The sequence below is a fragment of the Variovorax sp. OK212 genome (assembly GCF_900112425.1).
Lineage (GTDB): Bacteria > Pseudomonadota > Gammaproteobacteria > Burkholderiales > Burkholderiaceae_C > Variovorax.
On the sequence record NZ_FOLP01000010.1, the window covers coordinates 143698 to 164930 of the forward strand.

18 protein-coding genes are annotated in these 21233 nt (G+C 69.7%); 13 read left to right on the forward strand and 5 right to left on the reverse strand.

The window, feature by feature from the left end; genetic code table 11:
• Positions 1-3: 3 nt before the first annotated feature.
• Entirely contained in the window at positions 4-873 is an 870-nt protein-coding gene (locus BM004_RS25785) for a UDP-2,3-diacylglucosamine diphosphatase (RefSeq protein WP_093217882.1), read from the reverse strand.
• Between the two features lie 94 nt (positions 874-967).
• Here BM004_RS25785 and BM004_RS25790 point away from each other — a divergent pair, with 94 nt between their 5' ends.
• Positions 968-2710: a lysoplasmalogenase family protein gene (locus BM004_RS25790; RefSeq protein WP_093217884.1), complete on the forward strand. Its 1743-nt coding sequence runs from the start codon at positions 968-970 to the stop codon at positions 2708-2710.
• Positions 2711-2830: 120 nt separating this feature from the next.
• Here BM004_RS25790 and dmeF read toward each other — a convergent pair whose 3' ends face one another.
• Positions 2831-3796 (reverse strand): CDF family Co(II)/Ni(II) efflux transporter DmeF, encoded by a 966-nt coding sequence (dmeF, locus tag BM004_RS25795; protein ID WP_093217885.1) that lies wholly within the window; start codon positions 3794-3796, stop codon positions 2831-2833.
• A 3-nt stretch (positions 3797-3799) separates the two neighbouring features.
• Entirely contained in the window at positions 3800-4864 is a 1065-nt protein-coding gene (ruvB, locus tag BM004_RS25800; RefSeq protein ID WP_093217887.1) for a Holliday junction branch migration DNA helicase RuvB, read from the reverse strand.
• A 99-nt stretch (positions 4865-4963) separates the two neighbouring features.
• On the opposite strand from ruvB, the gene BM004_RS25805 reads away from it, so the two are divergent.
• The 12 genes from BM004_RS25805 to BM004_RS25860 all read left to right on the forward strand — a co-directional run bounded on the left by BM004_RS25805 (position 4964) and on the right by BM004_RS25860 (position 18687).
• On the forward strand, positions 4964-5587 hold the full coding sequence (locus BM004_RS25805) for a CDP-alcohol phosphatidyltransferase family protein (RefSeq protein WP_093130470.1): 624 nt from the start codon (positions 4964-4966) through the stop codon (positions 5585-5587).
• A 52-nt stretch (positions 5588-5639) separates the two neighbouring features.
• Positions 5640-7418: a bifunctional alpha/beta hydrolase/class I SAM-dependent methyltransferase gene (locus BM004_RS25810; RefSeq protein WP_093130471.1), complete on the forward strand. Its 1779-nt coding sequence runs from the start codon at positions 5640-5642 to the stop codon at positions 7416-7418.
• 31 nt (positions 7419-7449) lie between these two features.
• A complete protein-coding gene (locus BM004_RS25815; RefSeq protein ID WP_093217888.1) occupies positions 7450-8847 on the forward strand; it encodes a phosphatase PAP2/dual specificity phosphatase family protein in 1398 nt (465 codons plus the stop codon).
• The gene (locus BM004_RS25820; RefSeq protein WP_093130473.1) at positions 8840-9295 is read left to right on the forward strand and encodes a hypothetical protein; all 456 of its coding nucleotides are present in this window, start codon (positions 8840-8842) and stop codon (positions 9293-9295) included. Before BM004_RS25815 ends, BM004_RS25820 begins: the two co-directional genes overlap by 8 nt.
• On the forward strand, positions 9292-10014 hold the full coding sequence (locus BM004_RS25825; RefSeq protein ID WP_371270589.1) for a lysophospholipid acyltransferase family protein: 723 nt from the start codon (positions 9292-9294) through the stop codon (positions 10012-10014). Before BM004_RS25820 ends, BM004_RS25825 begins: the two co-directional genes overlap by 4 nt.
• A complete protein-coding gene (locus BM004_RS25830; RefSeq protein WP_093130474.1) occupies positions 10011-10967 on the forward strand; it encodes a phosphatidate cytidylyltransferase in 957 nt (318 codons plus the stop codon). Before BM004_RS25825 ends, BM004_RS25830 begins: the two co-directional genes overlap by 4 nt.
• On the forward strand, positions 10964-11542 hold the full coding sequence (locus BM004_RS25835) for a YdeI/OmpD-associated family protein (RefSeq protein ID WP_093217966.1): 579 nt from the start codon (positions 10964-10966) through the stop codon (positions 11540-11542). The genes BM004_RS25830 and BM004_RS25835 overlap by 4 nt, the downstream gene beginning before the upstream one ends.
• A gap of 160 nt (positions 11543-11702) precedes the next feature.
• Positions 11703-12665, forward strand: a complete 963-nt coding sequence (locus BM004_RS25840; RefSeq protein ID WP_143072512.1) for a helix-turn-helix domain-containing protein — start codon at positions 11703-11705, stop codon at positions 12663-12665.
• A gap of 69 nt (positions 12666-12734) precedes the next feature.
• On the forward strand, positions 12735-15035 hold the full coding sequence (gene tynA / locus BM004_RS25845) for a primary-amine oxidase (protein WP_093217892.1): 2301 nt from the start codon (positions 12735-12737) through the stop codon (positions 15033-15035).
• The gene (locus tag BM004_RS25850) at positions 15032-16378 is read left to right on the forward strand and encodes a serine hydrolase domain-containing protein (RefSeq protein WP_218152728.1); all 1347 of its coding nucleotides are present in this window, start codon (positions 15032-15034) and stop codon (positions 16376-16378) included. Before tynA ends, BM004_RS25850 begins: the two co-directional genes overlap by 4 nt.
• Positions 16379-16465: 87 nt before the next feature.
• Positions 16466-18049, forward strand: a complete 1584-nt coding sequence (locus BM004_RS25855) for an amidase (RefSeq protein WP_093217893.1) — start codon at positions 16466-16468, stop codon at positions 18047-18049.
• Positions 18049-18687 carry an SCO family protein gene (locus BM004_RS25860; protein ID WP_093217895.1) on the forward strand — a complete coding sequence of 213 codons (639 nt, stop codon included), beginning with the start codon at positions 18049-18051 and terminating at the stop codon, positions 18685-18687. The genes BM004_RS25855 and BM004_RS25860 overlap by 1 nt, the downstream gene beginning before the upstream one ends.
• 3 nt (positions 18688-18690) lie before the next feature.
• On the opposite strand, the gene BM004_RS25865 is transcribed toward BM004_RS25860, so the two are convergent.
• Both BM004_RS25865 and BM004_RS25870 read right to left on the reverse strand, forming a co-directional pair.
• Complete coding sequence (locus tag BM004_RS25865; RefSeq protein ID WP_218152729.1) at positions 18691-20097, reverse strand: aldehyde dehydrogenase family protein; 1407 nt, start codon at positions 20095-20097, stop codon at positions 18691-18693.
• A gap of 117 nt (positions 20098-20214) precedes the next feature.
• Positions 20215-21180, reverse strand: coding sequence for a helix-turn-helix domain-containing protein (locus BM004_RS25870; RefSeq protein WP_177206605.1), 966 nt, complete (start codon positions 21178-21180; stop codon positions 20215-20217).
• Positions 21181-21233: the final 53 nt, after the last annotated feature.

Below are 21233 nucleotides of genomic sequence, written 5' to 3' on the forward strand. Positions count from 1 at the left end.
CAGTCAGGCCGCCACGGTCTCTCGCGGCGCCGCGGCCTTGGCCGACACCGGCATGTGCTGCGCCCAGTCGATGATCTCCAGCGTGCCGTCGGCATGCTCGGCCAGCGCGGTGAGGCTTTCCACCCAGTCGCCGTCGTTGCAGTACAGGATGCCGTCGATGTCGCGCATCTCGGCATGGTGGATGTGGCCGCACACCACGCCCTGCGCGCCGCGGTTGCGGGCCTCGCGGGCCACGGCCGCCTCGAAGTCGCCCACGTAGCTCACGGCGCGCTTGACCTTGCCCTTGAGGTACTTGGACAGCGACCAGTACGGCAGCCCCATGCGCGCGCGCAGCGAGTTGAGGTGGCGGTTGAGCTTGAGCGTGAACTCGTAGAGCGAGTCGCCCACGTAGGCCAGCCACTTGGCGCACTGGATCACGCCGTCGAACAGGTCGCCGTGGATGATCCAGAGCTTGCGGCCGTCGGCCGTCTCGTGGATCCACTCGTCGGCCACGTCGATGCCGCCGAAGTTGTGGTGCAGGTACTTGCGGGCGAACTCGTCGTGGTTGCCCGGGATGAAGATCACGCGCGTGCCCTTGCGCGCCTTGCGCAGCAGCTTCTGGATCACGTCGTTGTGCGCCTGCGGCCAGTACCAGTGGCGCTTGAGCTGCCAGCCGTCGATGATGTCGCCGACCAGGAACAGCGTCTCGCACTCGGTGTTCTTCAGGAAGTCGAGCAGCGCCCGCGCCTGGCAACCGGGCGTGCCCAGGTGCAGGTCGGAGATCCAGAGCGTGCGGAACCGCAGGGGCTCGCGCACGTGGTCTTCGTCGTCCGGCTCCAGGGCCCGGGTCGCGGTGTCGCGCCATGCGCGAAGGAAAGCGTCGTCGCGTTGCATGGACGGGTAGGCTCCCACTGCCCGATGACGGCGCGATGGCACACCCGTGACATCCCGGTGACGCGTGGCCGCCCGGCAACGACACAATCCCGCGATGCGCCCTGGCCAGATCATCGTTCTCGCGACCCCCGTCTTCCTTCTTCTCATCGCCCTCGAGTTCGCGGTCGGCCGCGTGCGCGCCAAGCGCGGCACCGGGCAGGACACCTACCGCCTGGCCGACGCCGTGAACAGCATCGGGCTGGGCATGCTGAGCCAGATCAGCGCGGTGCTCACGGGGCTGCTGCGCATCGGCATCTACACGGCCGTGTACTCGGCGGTGGCGCTGTTTCCGCAGGAGGCCGCGCGCGACTTCTGGAGCGCCTGGTACGGCTGGCTGCTGGCGCTGGTGTTCTACGACCTTTGCTACTACTGGCTGCACCGCATGGGCCACGAGTCGGCCGTGCTGTGGGCGGCGCACGTGGTGCACCACCAGAGCCAGCACTACAACCTGTCGACCGCGCTGCGCCAGACCTCCAGCGGCGCGCTGCTGGGCTGGGTGTTCTACCTGCCGATGGCGGTGGCGGGCGTGCCCCCGCTGGTGTTCGGCGTGGTGGCGCTCGTCGACCTGCTCTACCAGTTCTGGGTGCACACCGAGCAGGTGGGCAAGCTGGGCTGGTTCGACCGCTGGTTCTGCTCGCCGTCGAACCATCGCGTGCACCACGCGGTGAACGACCGCTACCTCGACCGCAACTACGGCGGCATCCTGATCGTGTGGGACCGCCTGTTCGGCACCTTCCGCGAGGAAGACGAGCGCTGCGTCTACGGCACGCGCGGCGAGCTGCGCAGCTGGGACCCGCTGTGGGCCAACGCCGAGGTGTACTGCGGGCTGGCCAGGGATTCATGGCATGCGCGCAGCTGGGCCGACAAGCTGCGCGTGTGGTTCAAGCCGCCGGGCTGGCGGCCGGCCGACGTGGCCGAGCGCTTTCCCAAGACGATGTTCGACATTTCGAAGGTGACGCGCTACGAGCCGGAAGTGGGCCGGGGCGTGCAGTGGTTCGCCGGGCTGCAGTTCGTGGTGCTGCTGGGCCTCGTCGCAGTTTTTCTGTGGTTCTCCGACACGGTCCCGTTGCCGCAGGCGGCCGTGTGGCTCGCCGCGCTGACGGCGGGGCTGTGGGCCGTGGGCGGGGTGCTGCAGGGGCGGCTGACGGTGACCGAGGTGTTGCTGATGGAGGCCTCGGCGCTGGCCACGGCGAGCGCGGCGCTGGGCCTCGAAGGACTGCATCACGTCTGCAAGCCGCTGGCCTTGGGCATCGCGATCTTTCTGGTCGCTCGGCGGGCGATGGTGCGCGGCGGGGTGACGGCCTTCGACGGGATGCTGCTGGCGGGGCTGGTGGCATCGCTCGCGGGCGACGTGCTGCTGATGGGGTCGGCCAGGCTGTTCGTGCCGGGGCTGGTGTGCTTTCTGCTGGCGCACCTGGCGTACATCGCGCTGTTTCGCATCGGCGTCGGGCTGTTTCCGCGGCGCGGGGTGCTGGCGGTGACGCTGCTGATCGGCGCGGGGATGTATGCGTTTCTCTGGCAGGGCGGGTTGCCCGTGGCGCTGCGGGTGCCGGTCGGGGTCTACGTGGTGGTGATTGCATGCATGGCGGCACAGGCCATCGGTCGCGCGGCCGTGCTGCGGCGCCGGGACCCGGCCGCGCCGTGGGTGGCGGTGGGCGCCTGCTTCTTCATGCTGAGCGATTCGCTGCTGGCGACGAACCGGTTCGTGATGCCGCTGCCGCTGGCGTCGCTGTGGGTGCTGGGGACGTACTACGCGGCGCAGATATTGATCGTGCGGCACGCGCGCCAAGCGGCCTGAATGGGTGTTGCGCTCTCCCCTCCCGGGGGAGGGCGGGGGTGGGGGCACCCGGCGTCTGCATCGGGCGCCCTGCGTGCCCCCTCCCGACCTCCCCCCGGAAGGGGGAGGAGCAAGACCGGATCAATCCACGCAGCGCTGGATTTCCACCGTCGAGTGGCGGATCTCCTCGTGCATCGAGAAGCAGGCGCGCACCTCGTCGGCCGTGAGCGTGAGCGAGTGCGTCACCACCGTCAGTGCGCAGGCATACGCATCGCGCCCCACGCGCCACACGTGCAGGTCGGCCACGCGGGTTTCCGATGCGGCCAGCATGGTCTCGACGCCTTCGCGGATTGCTTCCGTCACCGGGTGGTCCATCTCGCGGTCGAGCAGCACCTTGCCGGTTTCCTTCAGCAGCCCCTTGGCCCACATGGCCACCAGCACCGCACCGACGATGCCCATCGCCGGGTCGAGCCAGGCCCAGCCGTAGAACCAGCCACCCAGCAGCGCGGCGATGGCCAGCACCGAAGTGGCGGCGTCGGCCACGACGTGGATGTAGGCCGAGCGCAGGTTCAGGTCGTGGCCGTGGTCGTCATGCGCGTGGCCGTGATCGTGATCGTGATCGTGGCCGTGCCCATGGTCGTGTCCGTGGTGATGCGCCCCGCCCAGCAGCCGCGCGCAGACCAGGTTGACCACCAGCCCCAGCACCGCCACCGAAATCGCCTCGGGGTAGTGGATGGCCGAGGGCGACCACAGCCGCTCGAGCGAACCCACCACCATCAGCGCCGCGATGCCCAGCAGCACCAGCGCGCTGGCAAAGCCGGCCAGCACCTCGATCTTCCAGGTGCCGAAGGCGAAGCGCGGGTCGCGCGCATAGCGCCGGGCGGCCGCGTAGGCGAATGCGCTCAGGCCGATGGCCAGTGCGTGCGAGCTCATGTGCCAGCCGTCGGCCAGCAACGCCATCGAGTTGAACCACCAGCCCGCGCCGATTTCCACCACCATCATCACGGCGGTGATCCACATCACGAGGCGGGTGCTGCGCTCGGCGGAGGTGTTGTCGGCGCCGAAGTGGTGGTCGTGCTTCCAGGCACTCAGGTCATGCGTGTGCATTCGTCAGGCTCCGAAGAGGTCGGCGCTGTCGGCGCGGCCCGAAGGCGGCGCCACGCCCAGGTGGCGGTAGGCGGCGAGCGTGGCGATGCGCCCGCGCGGCGTGCGTTGCAGGTAGCCCTGCTGGATGAGGTAGGGCTCGATCACGTCCTCGATGGTGTCGCGCTCCTCGCCGATGCTGGCCGCCACGTTGTCCAGCCCCACGGGGCCGCCGTCGAAGCGGTGGATCACGGCCTCGAGCAGCTTGCGGTCCATCAGGTCGAAGCCCTGCGGGTCGACATCGAGCATGGCCAGCGCCTTGTGCGCGATGTCTTCCGTGATGCGGCCGTTGCCCTTCACCTCGGCGTAGTCGCGCACGCGGCGCAGCAGGCGGTTGGCGATGCGGGGCGTGCCGCGCGAGCGGCGGGCGATCTCAAAGCCGCCGGCCGGGTCGGTCTCGACCTTGAGCAGGCGGGCGCTGCGGGTCACGATGAGCGCGAGCTCGTCGGGCGTGTAGAACTCCAGCCGCGCCACGATGCCGAAGCGGTCGCGCAGCGGGTTGGTCAGCATGCCGGCGCGGGTGGTGGCGCCCACCAGCGTGAAGGGCTGCAGGTCGAGCTTGATGCTGCGCGCCGCGGGGCCCTCGCCGATCATGATGTCGATCTGGTAGTCCTCCAGCGCGGGGTACAGGATTTCCTCGACGACCGGGCTCAGCCGGTGGATCTCGTCGATGAAGAGCACGTCGTTGGGCTCGAGGTTGGTCAGCAGCGCCGCCAGGTCCTTGGGCTTCTCGAGCACCGGGCCCGAGGTCTGGCGCAGGTTCACGCCCAGCTCGGCCGCGATGATGTGCGACAGCGTGGTCTTGCCCAGGCCGGGCGGCCCGAAAAGCAGCACGTGGTCGAGGGCTTCCTTGCGCTTGCGCGCGGCGCCGATGAAGATCTCGAGCTGCTCGCGCACCTTGGCCTGGCCGACGTACTCGTCGAGCAGCTTGGGGCGCAAGGCACGCTCGATCGCCTCTTCGTTGGGCGAGGCGGGGGCGGCGGACACCACGCGTTGGGGGGCGGGCGCGAAGTCGTCGGTCTGGATGGTCATTGCGAGGGGGTTCTTCGAAGGCGAGTTTAGTGCCTGCCACACTGGCAGAATGCTCCGGCCGTGTATCCGGCCATATAACAAACGAGGGGAAGCCAGCACGTGTCGATCTACGAACTGAAGCCGCGTTTCCAGGCCCTGCTGCGGCCGCTGGTGGTCCGACTGCATGCGATGGGCGTCACCGCCAACCAGGTGACGCTGGCGGCATGCGTCGTCTCGGTCGCACTCGGGCTGTGGCTCTTCTTCTCGGCCCCCTCCCTTGCGGCCTTCGCGCTCATCCCGCTGTGGATGTTCCTGCGCATGGCCTTCAACGCCATCGACGGCATGCTGGCGCGCGAACACCACCAGCAGAGCAAGCTGGGCGCCTTCCTCAACGAACTGACCGACGTGGTCTCCGACGCCGCGCTGTACCTGCCCTTTGCGCTGGTGGCACCGTTCAGCGGCTTCTGGGTCGGCACGGTGATCGTGCTGGCCGGCCTGAGCGAATTCGCCGGCGCGCTCGGCCCCACGGTGGGCGCCTCGCGCCGCTACGACGGTCCGCTGGGCAAGAGCGACCGGGCCTTCGTGTTCGGCGCGCTCGGACTGTACGTCGCACTCGGCGGCCCGCTGCCGGGCTGGACGGGCTGGCTGATGCCGCTGCTGGCGGCGCTGGTGGCCTGGACCACGGTCAACCGCATCCGCCGCGCGCTGGCGGAAGCCGGGGCCGTGCCGGCAGCGCCAGGCTGAGCGCGGCGGCACCGCAAGACAAATCGACCAATAAAAAACTCACAGGGATTCAATGACAGACACAACCAACATGGCGCCTTCGCGCGTTCCCGAAGAACGCCAGTTCCAGACCCACGACGGCGAATCGCTGTTCTACCGCCGCTGGCCCGCCACGGGCGCCGCGCGGCGCGGCGCCATCGTGCTGTTCCACCGCGGCCACGAGCACGGCGCGCGCATGGCGCACCTGGTCGACGAGCTGAACCTGCCCGATTTCGACTTCTACGCCTGGGACGCCCGCGGCCACGGCCGCTCGCCGGGCCAGCGCGGCTACAGCCCCAGCTTCGGCACCTCGGTGCGCGACGTGCAGACCTTCGTGCAGCACATCGGCAGCGCGCACGGCGTGCCCGAGCAGGACATCCACGTGGTCGCGCAGAGCGTGGGCGCGGTGCTGATCGCCACCTGGGCGCACGACTACGCCCCCAAGGTGCGCGGCCTCACCCTCGCCTCGCCGGCCTTCAAGGTGAAGCTGTACGTGCCGTTCGCGCGCGCCGGCCTGGGCCTGATGCACAAGCTGCGCGGCCTGTTCTTCGTGAACAGCTACGTGAAGGCGAAGTTCCTCACGCACGACCCCGCGCGCATCGCCAGCTACGAGAGCGACCCGCTCATTTCGCGCCCCATCGCGGTCAACATCCTGCTGGGCCTTTATGAAGCGGCCGACCGCGTGGTGGCCGACGCCAACGCCATCACGCTGCCGGTGCAGCTGCTCATTTCCGGCGCCGACTGGGTGGTGCACCACAAGCCGCAGCACCAGTTCTTCGAGCGCCTCGGCAGCGCGGTGAAGACCAAGACCGAGCTGCCGGGCTTCTTCCACGACACGCTGGGCGAGAAAGACCGCGCGCCCGCCGTGGCGCAGATCCGCGAATTCATCCTGCAGCGCTTCGACGAACCGGCCGTGCCGGTCGACCGCCGCGAGGCGCACCTGAGCGGCGACACGGCCGACGAGTCGCGCGCGCTGGCCGAGCCGCTGTCGCCGCTGTCGCCGCGCGGCGCCTACTGGGCCATGACCCGCGCCAGCCTGCGCCTGGGCGGCACGATGTCAGACGGCATCAAGCTGGGCCATGAGACCGGCTTCGACTCGGGCAGCACGCTCGACTACGTGTACCGCAACCAGCCGAAGGGCAGCTCGGCGCTCGGCCGCTCCATCGACAACACCTACCTGAACTCCATCGGCTGGCGCGGCATCCGCCAGCGCAAGATCCACGTCGAGGAGCTGCTGCGCATCGCCATGGAGCGCCTCGCCGAAATGCACCGCGAGGTGCGCGTGATGGACATCGCCGCCGGCCACGGCCGCTACGTGCTCGACGCGGTGCAGGCCAGCCCGGTGAAGGCCGCCTCGATCCTGCTGCGCGACTACAGCGACATCAACGTGCGCGACGGCCGTGCGCTCATCGCCGAGAAGGGCCTGGAAGACGTCGCGCAGTTCGTGCAGGCCGACGCCTTCGACCGCATGAGCCTGGCGAGCGTCACGCCGCGGCCCACGCTGGCCGTGGTGTCGGGGCTGTACGAGCTGTTCCCCGACAACGAGATGGTGCGCCGCTCGCTCGCGGGCGTGGGCGACGCGGTGGAAGACCGGGGCTACCTGGTCTACACCGGCCAGCCGTGGCATCCGCAGCTCGAGATGATCGCGCGCGCCCTCACCAGCCACCGCCAGGGCGAAGCCTGGGTGATGCGCCGCCGCACCCAGTACGAGATGGACCAGCTGGTGGAAGAAGCGGGCTTCCGCAAGATCGACCAGCGGGTCGACGAGTGGGGCATCTTCACGGTGTCGCTGGCGGTGCGCACCGAGCGATGAGCGCAGCGGCGCGCGGCACCGAGGCCTTGCAATGACCGCCTGGCTGGCACAGCGGCCCTGGAAGCGCGCCGCCGCCTGGCTGGTATTTTTGGGGCCGTTGTTCTACGCGACCTACGGGTTTGCCAACTGGTGGGCCACCACGCGCGCCAGCGTGCCGTCGATGGCCTTCGCGTGGGAGCGCCATGTGCCGTTCTGGCCCTGGACGATCTTTCCGTACTGGACCATCAACGTCTTCTACGCGCTGTCGCTGTTCCTCGCGCGCAGCAAGCACACGCTCGACCGGCACGCGCTGCGGCTGGTCACGGCCACGCTCGTCGCCTGCACCTGCTTCATCCTGTGGCCGCTGCACTTCAGCTTCGGGCAGCCGCCGGTGGACGGGGCGCCGGCCTTCCTGTTCAACGCGCTGCGCGGCTTCGACCAGCCGTTCAACCAGGCGCCTTCGCTGCACATTGCGCTGGCCGTGATCCTGTGGGACTGGTACCGGCAGTTCCTGCGGCCGCTGTGGGCGCGGCTGGTGCTGCATGTGTGGGCCTTCGCCATCTGCGCGTCGGTGCTCACGACGTGGCAGCACCACTTCATCGACATTCCGACCGGCGCGCTGCTGGGCATCTTCTGCGTGTGGCTGTGGCCGCTGGAGCGCGTGGTGTCGATGCCTCGCGCCTGGCATCGCACGCGCGACGCGCAACGCCGGAAGCTGGGCGGCTTCTATGCGGCGGGCGCGGTGCTGTGCCTGGCCGCCGCGCTGTACGGCGGCGGCATCGCGCTGTGGCTGGCCTGGCCGGCCGCGTCGCTGGCGCTGGTGGCGCTCAACTACATCGGTTTCGGCGCGCGCGGCTTCCAGATGAACCGCCATGGCCGCATGGGCTGGGCGGCGCGCTGGCTGTTCGCGCCCTACCGGCTCGGCGCGGCCGCCAACGCCTGGCTGTGGACGCGCAAGCTGCCGGCCTCGGTCGAGGTGGTGCCCGGCCTGCGGCTGGGCCGCCGCCCGACGCGCGCCGAATGGCTGGCCGCCGGCCGGCCCCGGCTGGTGAGCCTGTGCGCCGAGCTGCAGCTGCCGGCCGGCGTGCCGCATGCGCGCTGCGTGCCGCTGCTCGACCTGACGGTGCCGCCCACCGTGCGGCTGCAGCGCGCGGCGGCGGTCATCGAAGGTCAGCGGCGCAACGCTGCAAGCGCCACGCGCCGTGCAGAAGGCGCTACGCACCGTGCCGAAAGCGCTACCGTATGGGTCTGCTGCGCGCTCGGCTTCTCGCGCAGCGCGGCCGCGTCCATCGCCTGGCTGGGCCGCTACGGCGCGGCCGGCGGTGTGGCGCAGGCCGAGGCCGCCGTGCGCCGTGCCCGCCCGCAGATCGTGCTGCGCGGGGCATGGCTGGCGTCGCTGGAACCCCTGAAGCCGCTGTCGAAGCTGCCGGAGGTCCCACGCCATGACTGACAACGAACGCACCACCTGTACCGCGCTGGCCGGCCTGCTGCGCGCCGCCGCGCTGCTGGCCCTCTGGGGCTTCGCGCTCACCTGCATCGCCGCGCTGGTGCTCGCACTGACGCTGCGCTCGCTCTCCACCACGGCCACCATGGCGTTCGGCGCGGTGGTGGTGCTGGGGGCGCTGGAGCGCTACTTCGCGTTCCGCCTGCGCTTCGACGAGGCGCTGTTCGACGGCCTCGCGCGCAGCACCGTGACCTCGCTCGACGCGCTCGACAAGGCGCTCGCCTCGCTCGGGCTGCGCGATGCGCCACAGCACCAGCAACCGCACCAGCCGCCCACGCGCGCGCTGGAAGACCGCGTGCAGGGCACGCGCCAGCTCATGCAGCGCCACGCCATCGTGGTGGCCTGCCAGAGCGCCATGTTCCTCCTCGCCTTGATGACACAGGACCTCTCTTGACCGCAGAAGACAACAAGAACAACGACAAACCCGAAAGCACCGTGCTGCGGCGCGGGCTCGCCATCGTGGCGGGCAAGCTGATCATCGGCGCGGCCGGCCTGCTGACCGGCGTGCGCGCCATCTGGTCGGGCACCAGCCCCAAGGCCGAGCAGACGCTGTACTTCGCCAACCACACGAGCCACGGCGACTTCGTGCTGCTGTGGGCCACGCTGCCGCCCGACCTGCGCGCGCTCACGCGGCCCGTCGCCGGGCAGGACTACTGGGAAGCGTCGAAGCTGCGCAACTTCATCGGCCGCGACGTGTTCAACGCGCTGATGATCCGGCGCGACGGCTCGGGCCAGGGCGGCAACCCGGTCGACCAGATGAAGGAGGCGCTGGAAGGTGGCGACTCGCTCATCATGTTCCCCGAGGGCACGCGCAACACGGGCGACGACATCCTGCTGCCGCTGAAGAGCGGCCTGTTCCACCTGGCGCGCGCCTGCCCGCACGTGCGGCTGGTGCCGGTGTGGATCGAGAACCTCAAGCGCGTGCTGCCCAAGGGCGTGCTGGTGCCGATTCCGCTGGCCTGCACGGTGCGCTTCGGCACGCCGCTGGTACTGGCGCAGGGAGAAGACAAGGTGTCGTTCCTGGCCCGCGCGCGCACGGCGATGCTGGACATGCGGCCCGAGTACGACCGCGTCGACACCAACGGACAGAACAACGGGGGGACCGCCGCATGATCGAACTCTCCCCCTTCGCCTGGACCACCTTCAAGCTCTTCGGCGGCGTCTTCGGCGTGCTGGTGCTGGCCTCGGCCATCGGCGCGGTGCTGAAGTGGCGCGTGGCGCACGGCCAGCCGCACTCGGTCATCGACAACCTCAACTCGCGCGTGAACGCGTGGTGGGTGATGGTGGCGGTCATCGGCATCGCCTTTGCCTTCGGCAAGGGCGGCGTGATCGTGCTGTTCTACCTGATCTCGTTCTACGCGCTGCGCGAGTTCATCAGCCTGGCCTACACGCGGCGCGGCGACCACGGCGCCATTGCGCTGGCCTTCTTCGTGGCGCTGCCGGGCCAGTACTTCCTGATCTGGATCGACTGGTACGGGCTGTACTCCATCTACATCCCGGTCTATGCCTTCCTGATCCTGCCCATCCTGGCGGCGGTGGGCGGCGACACGCAGCGCTTCCTGGAGCGCACCTCCAAGATCCAGTGGGGGCTGATGGTGTGCGTGTTCTGCATCAGCCACGTACCCGCGCTGCTCACGCTGCAGATTCCGGGCTTCGAGGGCCGCAACCTGCTGCTGATCGCGTTCCTGGTGATCGTGGTGCAGGGCAGCGACGTGCTGCAGTACGTGTGGGGCAAGCTGTTCGGCAAGCGCAAGGTGGCGCCCGAGCTGTCGCCCTCCAAGACCTGGGAAGGCCTGATCGGCGGCGTGGCGAGCGCCACCGCGCTGGGCGCGGCGCTGTACTGGGCCACGCCGTTCAACCCGTGGCAGGCGGCGCTGATGGCGCTCACCATCTGCCTCATGGGCTTCTTCGGCGGCCTCGTGATGTCGGCCATCAAGCGCGACCGCGGCGTGAAGGACTGGGGTTCGATGATCGAGGGCCACGGCGGCATGCTCGACCGGCTCGACTCGGTGATCTTCGCCGCGCCCATCTATTTCCACGCCCTGCGCTACTGGTGGGTGCCGTGAGCACCGGGCGCGTTCAGCACGACGCGCCGCTCGAATGCGCCGACGCCGCGGCCTGGACGCGCTGGCTGCGGCGCCACCATGAGAGCGCGGCCGGCATCTGGCTGCGCATCGCGAAGAAGGGCTCCGGCATTGCGTCGATCGACCATCCGCAGGCGCTCGAAGAGGCGCTGTGCCACGGCTGGATCGACGGCCAGCGCAAGAGCGACGACGCGCAGTACTTCCTGCAGCGCTTCACGCCGCGCAGCATGTGGTCGCAGATCAACCGCGACAAGGTGCGCAAGCTCATCGACGACGGCCGCATGCAGCCCGCCGGCCTGGCCGAGGTGGCGCGCGCGAAGGCCGACGGGCGCTGGGACGCGGCCTACGAAGGCGCCAGCGTGGCGACCGTGCCGCCCGACCTGCAGGCGGCGCTGGACGCCAACAGGAAGGCCGCGAAGTTCTTCGCCACGCTCGACGCGCGCAACCGCTATGCGGTGCTGTTCCGCACGCAGGGTGCGAAAAAACCGGAGACCCGGGCGCGCCGCATTGAAAAGTTCGTCGAGATGCTGGCGCGGGGCGAGAAGATCCACCCCTGAGGGCCATCGCCGCGCATCGGCCGGTGCTGCCTCGCATTTTTCCGCCTCGCACCCGAGGGTAAGCAACATGTTCAAGCGAGGCCTGTTCCCCCACACTGCGCCGTGATTGGCACGGTTTCTGCTCGTCAGGTCGACGATGGCCGCCGCGCCACCGCGCACCATGACCGAGCTTCACTTCACCCGACAACTGACCACCGAGGCCCAGGCGCAGGCCTCCAGCGTGGACGCCTGGGAGCAGCGCTACGAGCAGCTCTCCAACGGCCGCTTCGCCGGCCTCTCCGAGGACCTGCACCTCGACTACGTCCAGGTCTTCCACGAGCACGCGAACCAGACGGTGCTGCAGGCGGGCCACGGCCGGCCCGGCACCATCGCCTTTGCCGTGACCCAGGTCGAGCAGCCGGGCAGCTGGTATTGCGGGCATGACATCGGCGGACGCCGGCTGATCGCCCTCTCCCCGCAGCGCGAGTTCGAGCTGCTCGCGGGCGCCGGCATGGACCTGATGGCCGTGTGCATCGACGCCGCGCCGCTGTCGGAGCTGGCCGCCACGCTGTTCGGCCCCGGCTTCGAACTGCGCCTGCCCGAGCCGGTGCCGGTGCGCGAACCCGGCTTCGACGAGACCGAATTCACCCGCCTGCTGGGCGCGGCCCTGACGCTGGCGCGCGAGAACCTCGCCCAGCTGGAGCAGCCCGCCGCGCGGCACATGCTGTCGCTCTCACTGGCCGACGCCGTGCTGCACTGCATCGGCTCCGACGCCTTCGAGGCCGAGCTGCCCGCCAGCACGGTGGCGCGCCGGCACATCGTGGCCATGGCGCGCGAGTACATGCACGCGCACGCCGACGAAGCCATCAGCGTGCCCGACCTGTGCACCGCCACCGGCGTGTCGCGCCGTGCGCTGCAGTACGCCTTCGAGGACGTGGTGCACCTGAGCCCCGTCACCTACCTGCGCGTGATGCGCCTGAACCGCGTGCGCTGCGAGCTGCAGACGCGCGTGCGGGACACCATCGGCGACGTGGCCGCGCGCTGGGGCTTCTGGCACCTGTCGCGCTTTGCGAGCGACTACAGCCGCCTGTTCGGCGAACTCCCCTCGGCCACGCGCATGCGCTGGCTTGCCAAATCCGGATAACGCTCCAGGGGGCTGCGACCTTAACTTCGCTGTTGTTCACCACAACAACATGCGAAGAAGGATGCAGCCATGCGCAGCAGCTACCACCGAACGCCCCGCAAGGCCACGCAACGTTTCCTTGCCACGGCGCTGGCACTGGCCCTGGGCGCCGCCGGCGCGCTGGGCGCAGGCAACGCTTTGGCCCATGGCGGCGCGGCCCACATGGTGCCGCTGAAGAAGACCGTTGAAGACTTCGGCGCCACGGTGCGCTGGGACGGCTTCGGCGGCGTGTTCACCATCTCGCGCAACGGCACGCTGGTGCGCGTCAAGCCAGGCTCGAAGACCGCGCTGATCAACGGCCAGCCGCTGCAGCTCGACGTGCCGGTGGTCATGCGCAAGGGCACGGCCTTCGTGTCGCACGACTTCATCAACCAGGTGTTCCAGTCCAGCCTGGACAAGACCTTCGTGGTCGAGCGCGTGGCCAACCCGCTGAACCCGCTCACGGCCGCCGAGATCCGGGCCACGGTCGACGTGCTGAAGGCCTCCGGGCGCTACAAGCCCGGCCTGCGCTTCACCGAGATCAGCGTGAAGCGCCCGCCGAAGGACCAGGTGTGGGCCTTCGCGCTGGCCGGGCAAGCGGTGCAGGCGCCGCGCCAGGCCGAGTTCGTCGCGCTCGACGGCAAGAAGGTGATCGAGGGCACGGTCGACCTCGCGGCGCGCAGCCTCACGGCCTGGAAACCGGTGGAAGGCGCGCACGGCATGGTGCTGCTGGACGACTTCGCCACGGTGCAGAGCGCCATCGAGGCCAGCGCCGACTACGCCAGGGCGCTGGCCGTGCGCGGCATCGCCGACGTGAAGAAGGTGGTGGCCACGCCGCTGACCGTGGGCTACTTCGACGGCAAGGACTCGCTGCGCCAGGAAGACCGCCTGCTGAAGGTGGTGAGCTACCTGGACGTGGGCGACGGCAACTACTGGGCGCACCCGATCGAGGGGCTGGTGGCGGTGGTCGACCTCGAGCAGAAGAAGGTCATCAAGATCGAGGACGGCGGCCTGGTGCCGGTGCCGCTCAAGCCCACGCCCTACGACGGGCGCGACCGCGCGGGCGCACCCGCGCCCAAGCCGCTGGACATCACCGAGCCCGAGGGCAAGAACTACACCATCGCCGGCAACACGCTGCACTGGCGCAACTGGGACTTCCATGTGCGCCTCGACTCGCGCGTGGGGCTGGTGCTGTCGACCGTCACGTACAACGACAAGGGCACGAAGCGCAAGGTGATGTACGAGGGCTCGCTGGGCGGCATGATCGTGCCCTACGGCGACCCCGACACAGGCTGGTACTTCAAGGCCTACCTCGACTCCGGCGAGTACGGCATGGGCACGCTGACCTCGCCCATCGAGCCGAACAAGGACGCGCCGCAGAACGCGGTGCTGCTGGACGCCACGCTGGCCGACTACACCGGCACGGCCACCCAGGTGCCGCGCGCCATCGCGGTGTTCGAGCGCTACGCCGACGCGGAATTCAAGCACCAGGAAATGGGCAAGCCCAACATCAGCGTGGAACGCCGCGAACTGGTGGTGCGCTGGATCAGCACGGTGGGCAACTACGACTACATGTTCGACTGGGTGTTCGCGGAGAACGGCACCATCGGCATCAACGCGGGCGCCACCGGCATCGAGGCGGTGAAGGGCGTGAAGTCGCGCACCATGCAGGACGCCACCGCCGCCGAGGACACACGCTACGGCACGCTGCTGGACCACCACATCGTGGGCACCACGCACCAGCACATCTACAACTTCCGCCTCGACATGGACGTGGACGGCGAGGCCAACTCGCTCACCGAGGTCGACCCGGTGGTGCTGCCCAACACCCGCGGCGGCCCGCGCACCAGCACCATGCAGACGGTGCAGCGAACGGTGCAGAACGAGCAGCAGGCGGCGCAGAAGTTCGACCCCTCGACCATCCGGCTGCTGAGCAACCCGGCGAAGAACAACAAGGTCGGCAACCCGGTGTCGTACCAGCTCATTCCGTACGCGGGCGGCACGCACCCGATTGCCAAGGGCGCCAACTTCGCCAAGGACGAGTGGATCAACCACCGCCTGAGCTTCATGGACCGCCAGCTCTGGGTGACGCGCTACAACCCCGACGAGCAGTTCCCCGAAGGCAAGTACCCGAACCGCTCCGACAAGGACACGGGCCTGGGCCAGTTCACGGCCGACAACCAGGACATCGTGAACACCGACAACGTGGTGTGGCTCACCACCGGCACCACGCACGTGGCGCGCGCGGAGGAGTGGCCGATCATGCCCACCGAGTGGGTGCACGCGCTGCTCAAGCCCTGGAACTTCTTCGACGAGACGCCGACGCTGGGGCTGAACCGCCCCGCGAAATGACGGACCGCGACCGCACACCGAACAACGACACCGCACGCACCGACATGAACAACCGCTCTACTTCACATCCGTCTTCGCGCCCCAAGCTCGCGCAGCTCGCGCGCGCCACCACCGCGCTGGTCGCCACGCTCGGCATGGCCGCCGGCCTGCAGGCGCAAGCCCAGGCCCAGCCCGCCGCGCCGCAGGACGAAGTCTTCGGCCGCTACGAAGACCTGATGACGCTGCCGCCCGAGCTGCAGGCCCCCACCTACCGCCACATGGACCGGCTGTACCCGACGCGCACGATCCAGCGCGGCACGCATGTGCACCCGCTGCCCGAGGGGAAGAAGATCGACGTGAGCTACCAGGTGGGTGATCAGCGCTACGGCATCGACGAGTTCATGGCACGCAACCGCACGGCCGGCCTGCTGGTGCTCAAGGACGGCAAGGTCGTGCTCGAGCGCTACGCCATGGGCAACGACGCGAAGACGAAATGGCTGTCGTTCTCCGTGGCCAAGTCGCTGTCGTCCACGCTGGTGGGCGCGGCGGTGAAGGACGGCTTCATCGCCAGCCTCGACGATTCGGTGGTCAAGTACGTGCCCGCGCTGCGCGGCTCGGCCTACGACGAGGTCACGGTGAAGCAGGTGCTGCAGATGAGCTCCGGCGTGGCCTGGAACGAGGACTACCTCGACCCCGCGTCCGACCGCCGCCAGATGCTGCGCGCCCAGCTCGCGCAGGAAAAAGGCGCGGTGCTGAAGTTCATGGCCCAGCTGCCGCGCGTGGCGCCGGCGGGCACCCGGTTCAACTACAGCACGGGCGAGACCTACCTGGTCGGCGAGATCCTCGCGGGGGCCATCAAGCAGCCGATCAGCGCGTACCTGTCGAAGAAGATCTGGGCGCCCTTCGGCATGGAGGCCGACGCCTACTGGCAGCTCGACTCGCCCAACGGCCAGGAGTTCACCGGCAGCGGCGTGAACGCCACGCTGCGCGACTTCGGGCGCTTCGGCCTGTTCGTGCTCGAAGGCGGCGTGGCCGGCGGCAAGCAGGTGCTGCCCGCGAACTGGATCGCCGACGCCACGCGCGCCGACCCGGCGCAGCGCCTCGCGCCCGGCACGCTCAAGGGCTTCGAGCCGATGGGCTACGGCTACCAGTGGTGGACCTTTCCGGTCGGCGAGAAGGCGCTGCCCAACCTCGACGGCGGGCTGTTCGCCGCGCTCGGCATCTTCGGCCAGCAGATCTACATCAACCCGAAGGAGAAGCTGGTGGTCGCGATCCACAGCACCTGGCCCAAGCCCATCCACGGGCCGAGCCTGGTCGAGACCGACGCGCTGCTCGGCGCGCTGACGGCCGCCCTTCGCAAGTAGGCGCGCAGCCGTCGCACAGCAAACGCACGGCAGGCGCACATCAGGCGCATTCCGCAGATTCAAGAACAACACACCGACGGATTCGAGATGAATGACTTTGCAACCCCTTCGTTCACGCCGGGCGACAACAGCCGCCGCGGCTTCCTCAAGCTCGGCGCGGCCGTGCTCGCGGCACCCGTCGCGCTGAACGCGACGGCGCAAGCCGCCGGCGCCACCGCGCGCTCGCAACGCGAGATCACCGGCTGGAGCGCCGTGCAGCTGTCGCAGGCGATCCGGTCGCGCAGCGTGTCCTGCGTGGAAGTGATGGGCGCGTACCTGGCGCAGATCGACCGGCTCAACCCGAAGGTCAACGCCATCGTGTCGCTGCAGGCGCGCGACGGTCTGCTGGCGCAGGCCGGCGAACGCGACACGCAACTGGCAACCGCCAGGGCGGCGGGCCGCAACGTCGGCTGGATGCACGGTTTTCCGCAGGCGCCGAAGGACCTGACGAACACCGCGGGCATTCCGACCACGCAGGGCTCGCCGATCTTCAGGAACCATGTGCCCAAGGCCGATTCGATCATCGTCGAGCGCGCGCGCAAGGCCGGCGCGGTGCTCATCGGCAAGACCAACGCGCCCGAGTTCGGCCTGGGCTCGCACACCTACAACAAGGTGTTCGGCACCACCGTCAACGCCTACGACACCACGCGCAGCGCGGGCGGCAGCAGCGGCGGCGCGGCGGTGGCCCTGGCGCTGGACATGCTGCCGGTGGCCGACGGCAGCGACTTCATGGGCTCGCTGCGCAACCCCGCGGGCTGGAACAACGTGTTCGGCTTTCGCCCTTCGGCCGGCCGCGTGCCCTACGGCCCGACCGGCGAGGTGTTCATCCAGCAGCTCGGCTACGAAGGCCCGATGGGCCGCAGCGTGGGCGACGTGGCGATGCTGCTGTCGACCCAGGCCGGCTACGACCCGCGCACGCCGCAGTCGCTGAAGGACGACCCGGCCGTGTTCGCGCAACCGCTGGCCAGGGACATGAAGGGCGCGCGCATCGGCTGGCTCGGCGACTACAACGGCTACCTGCCGATGGAGGCCGGCGTGATGGACACCTGCCAGCGCGCGCTGAAGCACTTCGAGACCATCGGCTGCACGGTCGAGGCGGTGCAGCCCGACTTCTCGATGGAACGGCTGTGGAAGACCTGGCTGGTGATGCGCGGCTTCATGGTGGCGGGCATTGCGGGCGGGCTGTACAACGACCCCAAGCTGCGCCCCCTGCTCAACGACGCGGCGGTGTGGGAGATCGAGAACGGGTTGAAGCTCAATGCGGCCGATGTCTACAAGGCCTCGTCGGACCGCTCGGCCTGGTACCAGGCGCTGCAGGCGCTCTACCAGCGCTACGACTACCTGGTGCTGCCCACCGCGCAGGTGTTCCCGTTCGACGCCAGGCTCGACTGGCCGAAGACCGTGGCCGGCAAGCCGATGGACACCTACCACCGCTGGATGGAAGTGGTGATCGGCGGCACGCTGGCCGGCGTGCCGACGCTCGCGGTGCCCGCGGGCTTCGGGCCCGGCGGCTTGCCGATGGGCCTGCAGGTGATGGGCCGGCCGCAGGCCGACCTGGCGGTGCTGCAGCTGGGGCATGCCTACGAGCAGGCCAGCGGCTACACGGCCAAGCGCAGCGCGCTGCTCGCTTGATGCCCATCGCTCGCGCGCACCGCAGGGCCTTTCTCGGCGCGCTGCCGGGCCTCGCGGCGATGGGCCTGTGGCCTGGCGCTGCGTTCGCGCACGATGCGCATGCAGCACATGGCCAGCCTGTGAAGGATGCGGTGGTACCGATGAAGCAGCCTGAAGGCCCGGTCACGGACCGCGCACCGGTCGGTGCGATTCCGCTTCAGCTGGCCGACGGGCGCAAGGCGAACCTGCAGGCGCTGCTGCGCGGCCAGCTCACGGCCGTGCAGCTGATGTTCACCGGATGCGGCACCACCTGCCTCGTTCAAGGCGCGCTGTTCGCGCAGGTGCAGGAACAGCTGCGTGCGCGCCAGGTGAATGCCCGCCTGCTGTCGATCAGCATCGACGCGCTCGGCGACGATGCCAAGGGGCTGGATGCGTGGCTGACCAAGTTCGGCGCGCAACGCGATGCATGGACGGCCGCGGTGCCCGAGCTTCGCGGCGTGGAGCGCATGCTTTCCGCGTTCCAGCTCGGCAGCGCGCAGGACGCGGTGCCGCACCTGAACCGCGTCTTCCTCTTCGACCGGCGCGGCGCGATGACCTGGGCGACCGCGGTGGACCCGCAGCCGGCCCAGGTCACCGAGTTGCTGTCACGCCGCGCCTGAACCTCAAGAGAAGATCACCTGGGCGTCGGTGTATTCCTTCAGCCCCTCTTCCGCGAACTCCACGCCGAGCCCCGAAGCCTTCACGCCGCCGAAGGGCGCGTTGGGCTGGATGGCGCCGTGCTTGTTGATCCACACCGAGCCGCATTCCATGCGGCTGGCCACGCGCCGTGCGTGCTCGATGTCGCTCGACCACACCGAGCCGCCCAGGCCGTTCTCGCTGTCGTTGGCCGCGCGAATGGCTTCGTCGACATCCGAGTAGCGGATCACGGGCAGCGCGGGGCCGAACTGTTCCTCGTCGACCAGCGCGTCGCCGTTCTTCAGGCCCGCCACGATGGTCGCGGGGAAGAACAGGCCCTCGCCCGGCTCGCCGCCGGTGAGCAGCTGGCCCTTCTTCTTCGCGTCGGCCACCAGCCGCGCGACCTTGTCGAACTGCATGCGGTTCTGCACCGGGCCGAGCACGTTCTTCTCGTCCATGCCGTCGCCCATGGGCACCTTCTTCGCGAAGGCCGCGAGGTGCTCGCACACGTCGTCGTGGATGCGCTCATGCACGTACAGGCGCTTCATGGCCGCGCAGGTCTGGCCGTTGTTCAGGAAGGCGCCCCAGAAGAGACCCTCGGCAATGGCCTTGGGGTCGGCGTCGGGCAGCACGATGCCGGCGTCGTTGCCGCCGAGTTCGAGCGTGAGCCGCTTCATGGTGCGCGCGGCCGACTGCATCACCTTCTGGCCGGTGGCGCAGGAGCCGGTGAACACGATCTTGCGGATGACGGGGTCGGCCGCCATGTCGGCACCGAGGTTCGAGGTGCGGTCGTCGCAGCTCACGCTGTTGACCACGCCCTCGGGCAGCACCTCGTTGAGCAGCTCCACGAAGCGCAGCGTGGCCAGCGGCGTGTACGGAGAAGGCTTGATGACCACCGTGTTGCCCGTGCGCAGCGCCGGCAGCACGTGCCACACGGCGATCATCACGGGGAAGTTCCACGGTGTGATCGAGCCGACCACGCCCACGGGCTTGCGGAAGATCTCGACGCGGCCCTGTGCGTTGTCCTGCAGCACGCGCGGCGGCAGCGACAGCGCCGCGGTGGCGCCGGCCCAGGCGGCGGCGCCGCCCATTTCCCAGCGCGAGCCCAGGCCGTTGAGCGGCTTGCCCTGCTCCAGCGTGAGCAGGCGGGCGAGTTCCTCGGCGTGCGCGCCGATCTTCTCGGTGACGGCCCGGCAGGCGGCGGCGAGTTCGTCATCGGGCTTTTGCGACCAGCTGGTGAAGGCCTTGCGGGCGGCGGCCACGGCGGCGTCGAGGTCGGCGCGAGAGCCGTTGGGCGCGGTGCCGACCACCTGGCCGTTGGCGGGGTTGCGCACCTCGAAGGAAGTCGCGCCCTGCACCGCGCGGCCGCCGATGGTCATTCTTGTCTCTTGCATTCTTTGTCCTCGTTGGGTTGATGCTGGAACGCACCGCCGCACGGCGGGCGCCGGCCCAATGTAGGAAAAGCAAGGCCCTGCGTCTTGGAGCAGGACGTCAGCGCATGGACTCAGGCGTCAGTGCAGCGGCGGGTCCGGCTCGATGCGGCCCAGTTGCCCGGGCGGCACGCCGAAGCGCTTGCGGAACTCGCGGTGGAAGAAGGACAGGTCGTTGAAGCCGCAGTCGTAGGCCACCACCGAAACCGCCACCGCCGGTGCGCCGCGCTTGGCGGCGGCTTGGAGCGACGCATGGGCGGCTGCCAGCCGGGCGTCGAGGATGTGGCGGCTCGGGGACACGCCCAGCGACTCGAAGGCACGCTGCAGCAGGCGCGGCGACACGCCCAGGTGCCGCGCGAGGTCGCCCGCGTGGAAGGCCGGGTCCTGGAAGTGCAGGGCCACGTGGTCGAGCGCCTTGCGCAGCACGCCTTCGCCGGCGCTGCGCGCGAGCGCCGGCACCTGCCGGGCGCGCTCGACCAGCACCGAGCCGAACACGCCGAGAAAGGCCTCCACCAGGTGCGCGTCGTCGCTCTGCCCGCTTTCGAGCATGCGCGCCAGGATGGCCCGCATGGCGAAGCCGAGCGCGTCGCCGCGCCGCACGCACACGCCGCCTTGCAGCGCGGGGCCGAAGCGCGCGAGCATGTCGGCGCGCGGCAGGTGGACCGACACCTGCTGCGAGCAGGCGCCGTCGTAGACGAATTCGGAGGGGCGCGCGGAATCGATCAGCACGATGTCGCCGGCCTGCACCGCCACGCGCTGCTCGCCTTGGCACATGAGCGCGCCGCCGTGGTCCTGGAACACCAGGAAGAAATGCTCGCGGTCGTCGCCGCGGATGGCGCGCGCGTCGCGGTACACGCGCTGCAGGTTCTGGCCGATGAGCGCAAAGTCGACACCGCCCGCGCGCCGCACCTCGATGCCGCCCGACACGGTGTGCTGCCGCGGCATGGGCACCGCGGCGAAGTTGCCGCAGACGGCCTGCAGGCGCGGGCCGACGAGCTCCAGCGGCATCTCGGCGCGCATCAGCGGCGTCAGAGGCATCAGGGGCATCAGGGGGCCGCCTGTCACGGCGAGCGGCATGGCGCGGGTGGCCGGTGCGGGAA